This is a genomic window from Streptomyces sp. URMC 123 (assembly GCF_051386515.1).
In the GTDB taxonomy this organism is placed as follows: Bacteria; Actinomycetota; Actinomycetes; order Streptomycetales; family Streptomycetaceae; genus Streptomyces.
On sequence record NZ_JBPQTV010000471.1, the window covers coordinates 1 to 3,757 of the forward strand.

A 3,757-nucleotide genomic window follows, 5' to 3' on the forward strand; every position below is an offset into this window, starting at 1 on the left:
ACGGCGTGGCGGCACGGTCGTGTCTCAGTCGATCCACCGAAGGCGGCCCGCGGCCTCCGGCCCAGGGTCGAGCCGGCCCCCGTACCACTCCTCGATCAGCCGCCGGGCGAGGTAGCGCCGATCGGGCAGCGCCACCCGCCCGGCACGGACGGCCTCCGCCAGCGCCTCCCGGGTGAACCAGCGGACCGCCGCGATCTCGCGCCCGTCGGCCCGCGCGGCGGACGAGTCGACGCGCGCCCGGTAGCCCAGCATCAGGCTGCCGGGGAACGGGTGCGACTCGGTCTCCACGCAGCGCACCTCGCCGACGGCCACGCCCGCCTCCTCCGCGGCCTCGCGCCGCGCTGCGGCCTCCGCCGTCTCCCCGGGCTCGACGTACCCGGCGAAGACCGAGTACTGGTGCCCGGGCCAGCGGGTACGGCTGCCGAGCAGGCACCGGTCCTGCCCGTCGACGACCAGGACGAGCACGGCGGGGTCGGTGCGCGGGTGGTGCTCGGTGCCACACGCTGTGCAGCGCCGCAGGTGACCGCCGAGCTCCGGTGCGGTGCGCCCTCCGCAGCGGCAGCAGAAGCCGTGCGAGCGGTGCCAGTTCTCCAGAGCGGTGGCGTGGGTCAGCATGCCGTGGTCCCGGGCGCTCAGCGGGTGGGCCACGGTGTCCAGGCACGCGACCCGCGGTGCGCCGACGGGCGCCTCGGGCAGCCGATCGGCGGCGTACGCGAAGTACACCGTGCCGGCTCGGTCGGTGCCCAGGAGGTACCGCTCCCCGCCCGCTGGACAGTCCCGCGGGCGGACCAGAGCCAGCCGTGAGCCGCCGCCGGCCCCCCGGGTGACGTAGGTCCGTCCGCCGGACAGCGGCAGCACGCGGGTGCCGTCGCACTGCCAGGCGCGGCGGAGCCACGCGCCGTCCGCCCGCCGTTCGGTGGCGCGGTCCAGCGGCTCTGCGTCCGGGTGCGCGTGCAGCTCCGCGTCCGGGCCCATGAGAAGCGAGTCCGCGAGAAGCGGGTCCGGGAGAAGCGGGCCCACGGCGCCGGGCGTTGTGGGCGGCCGGCGATTCACGAGAGCCTCACGGTGACGGTCTTGGGGCGCTGGTACTCGTGCAGGGCGAGCGTGCTGAGGTCGGTGCCGTGCCCCGATCCGCGGCGCCCGCCGTGGGGCAGCTCGGCGGTCTGCCGCAGATGGCAGTTGACCCAGACCTCGCCCGCGTCCAGGGCCTGGGCCACCGTGAGCAGCCGGGACGCGTCGCCACCCCAGACGCTGGCGGCCAGCGCCATCGGTGTGCTGTTGGCCAGCGCGACCGCGTGTTCCACGGAGTCGGCGCACTGCACGGTCAGGCAGGGCCCGAAGACCTCCTCCCGCACCGCCGGGTCGTCGTCCTCCAGGTAGGCCAGTACGGTGCCCGCCCGCCAGTACCCCGTCGGCTCGGCCTGCGGGGCCATCGGCGCGGTGTGCACGAAAGCGGCACTGGAGGACCGCAGGATGCGGTCGTAGCGGGCCAGTTGGTCGGAATTGTTCAGCGGGCCGAAGTCGGCGCCGGCCCGCTGGTTGTCCATGGCGTCGGCCAGGCCCTCCATGACCCGGTGGTAGTTCTCGCGCAGGGTGATCACCCGCGCCGGGGCCGCACAGCTCTGCCCGGCGTTGTAGACGCAGGCGCGTACGATCTCCTGGCAGCTGTCCGCGGGCGCGTCCGGCAGGACCACGACCGGGCAGTTGCCGCCCAGCTCCAGGCTGAGTCGGCGGAGTCCGGCCCCGGCGGCCACGTCCAGGCCACCGGCCACACTGCCGGTGAACGCCACCGCGTCCACCGCGCTCCGCGCCAGCAGCCGCCCGGTCTCCCGGTCCCCGGTCACGGTCCGCACCACGCCCGGGCCGAGGATCTCCTGGGCGTCGGCCGCGAGCAGCTGGGCCGTGTCGGGGGTGGTGAGCGCGGGCTTGAGCACCACGGAGTTGCCCGCCGCCAGGGCGGGGCCCAGCCGCCAGGCCGCCATCATGAGCGGGTAGTTCCAGGGCACGATCGCGGCGACCGTGCCCAGGGGCTCCCAGCGCACCCAGCTCTCGTGCCCGGTCAGGTACCGGCCGCCGGCCGGAGCCAGGCCGGTGCGTCCCGCGCCGGCGTAGAAGCGCAGGAGGTCGGTGGCGTTGCGGACCTCCGCGCGCGCCTCCTCCTCCGGCTTGCCGGTCCCCGCCCGCTCCGCGTCGACGTACTTCGCCGCCGTCGCCTCGACGGCGTCCGCCAGGCGCAACAGCCGGTCACCGCGCTCCGCGGGGGTGAGGGCCGCCCAGCCCTTCTGGGCCCGGCGGGCGTCGGCGACGGCCTCGCGGACCTCGTCGTCGCGTGCGGGAACCGTATGGGACCTGGGGGTTCCGTCGCGAGGGTCCCGCAGGGTCACCGGTGAGGGGCGGTCGGAGGTCTCCGGTACGTCGGCGTCAGACATGTGAGGCATTCCCATGCAGAGAGAAAGCGGAAGCGAAAAGGGAAGGGGGCGGCCGTGGCACCGCGCGGTTCACCGCTCAGTGGCTCGACTCCCCGGAGGCGAGCGCTGCCCGGTCGACCTTCCCCGAGGGGGTCAACGGCATGGCCGCGACGATCTCGTAGACGGAGGGGCGCATCCACTCCGGGAGCCGCCGTGCCGCGTGCGCGCGCACCTGCTCCACGCGCGTGTCCGGCGACGTCCGCAGACACGCCGCCAGCACACCGACCCCGCCCTGGACGCGGGGCACCACCACGCACTCCAGCACACCCGGGCAGTCGGCCAGCGCCGCCTCGACCTCGCCCGGCTCCACGCGGTGTCCTCGCACCTTGACCTGGTCGTCGGCGCGGCCCAGGAACTCCAGTCTGCCGTCCGGTGTCCGGCGGGCGCGGTCCCCGGTGCGGTACATCCGCGAGCCGTCCGCGGCCCAGGGGTCGGCGAGGAAACGCGCGGCCGTCAGCCGCGGACGGCCCAGGTAACCGCGGGCGAGCGTGGGCCCCGCGACGTACAGTTCGCCCGGTTCACCGGCCGGCACCGGGCGCAGCCGGTCGTCCAGCAGGTGGATGCGCTGGCCGGGCAGCGGCGCCCCCAGGTGCGGCGTGTCGCCCTCGATCGGCGCCCAGGTGTTGTCCACGGTGGTCTCGGTGGTCCCGTACACGTTGACCGCGTCCAGCAGGCCCGCCGCGGAGTGCTCGGCGAGCGTGCGCCACAGCCGGGGGGAGACGGACTCGCCGCCGACCCACAGGCGCAGCCCGGAGCCGACCGGCAGCGCGGCGGCCAGCCGGCCGACCACCAGCTCGGCCAGGCCGGGCGTGATGTCCAGGTCGGTGAGGCGGGCGCCGGTGACGGCCGCCACCAGCCGCTGGGGCACCCGGCGCGCCAGGTCGTCGACGACCACCACCGTGTCGCCGCGGCAGACGCGGGCCCACTGCTGGATCGAGGCGTCGAAGGAGGGGCTGGCGGACCAGCCGATCCGGGCCGCCCCCGGCCGGATCGCGCCGGCCGCCTCCAGGCCGGCCAGCAGGTGCGCCAGCGCACCGTGCTCCACCTGCACGCCCTTGGGGCGGCCGGTGGACCCCGAGGTGTAGATGACGTAGGCCACGTGGCCGGGGGTGACCGTCGGCGGGCGGAAGGAGGCGTGGGAAGCGGGCGCGGGACCGTTCGAGGGAACGCCGTACGGGGGAGCGCTGTACGGGGGAACGCCGTACCGGGGGATGTCCTCCAGGGGCAGGAGGTCGGTGCCCGGCGGGAAGAGGCCCTCCGGCGGGCGCGCCGCGCCGGTGCCGGACGTC

The 3,757-nt window shown here is 75.9% G+C and carries 3 protein-coding genes; all 3 read right to left on the reverse strand.

Translation table 11 applies throughout. The annotated features are described in order from the left end of the window. Positions 1-24: 24 nt before the first annotated feature. Positions 25-975, reverse strand: coding sequence for an NAD(+) diphosphatase (gene nudC, locus ACSNOD_RS29515; protein WP_436770143.1), 951 nt, complete (start codon positions 973-975; stop codon positions 25-27). A 74-nt stretch (positions 976-1,049) separates the two neighbouring features. Next, positions 1,050-2,429, reverse strand: a complete 1,380-nt coding sequence (locus ACSNOD_RS29520) for an aldehyde dehydrogenase family protein (RefSeq protein WP_436770144.1) — start codon at positions 2,427-2,429, stop codon at positions 1,050-1,052. 76 nt (positions 2,430-2,505) lie between these two features. After that, a partial coding sequence (locus tag ACSNOD_RS29525; protein WP_436770145.1) for an amino acid adenylation domain-containing protein occupies positions 2,506-3,757 on the reverse strand: 1,252 nt, incomplete at its 5' end.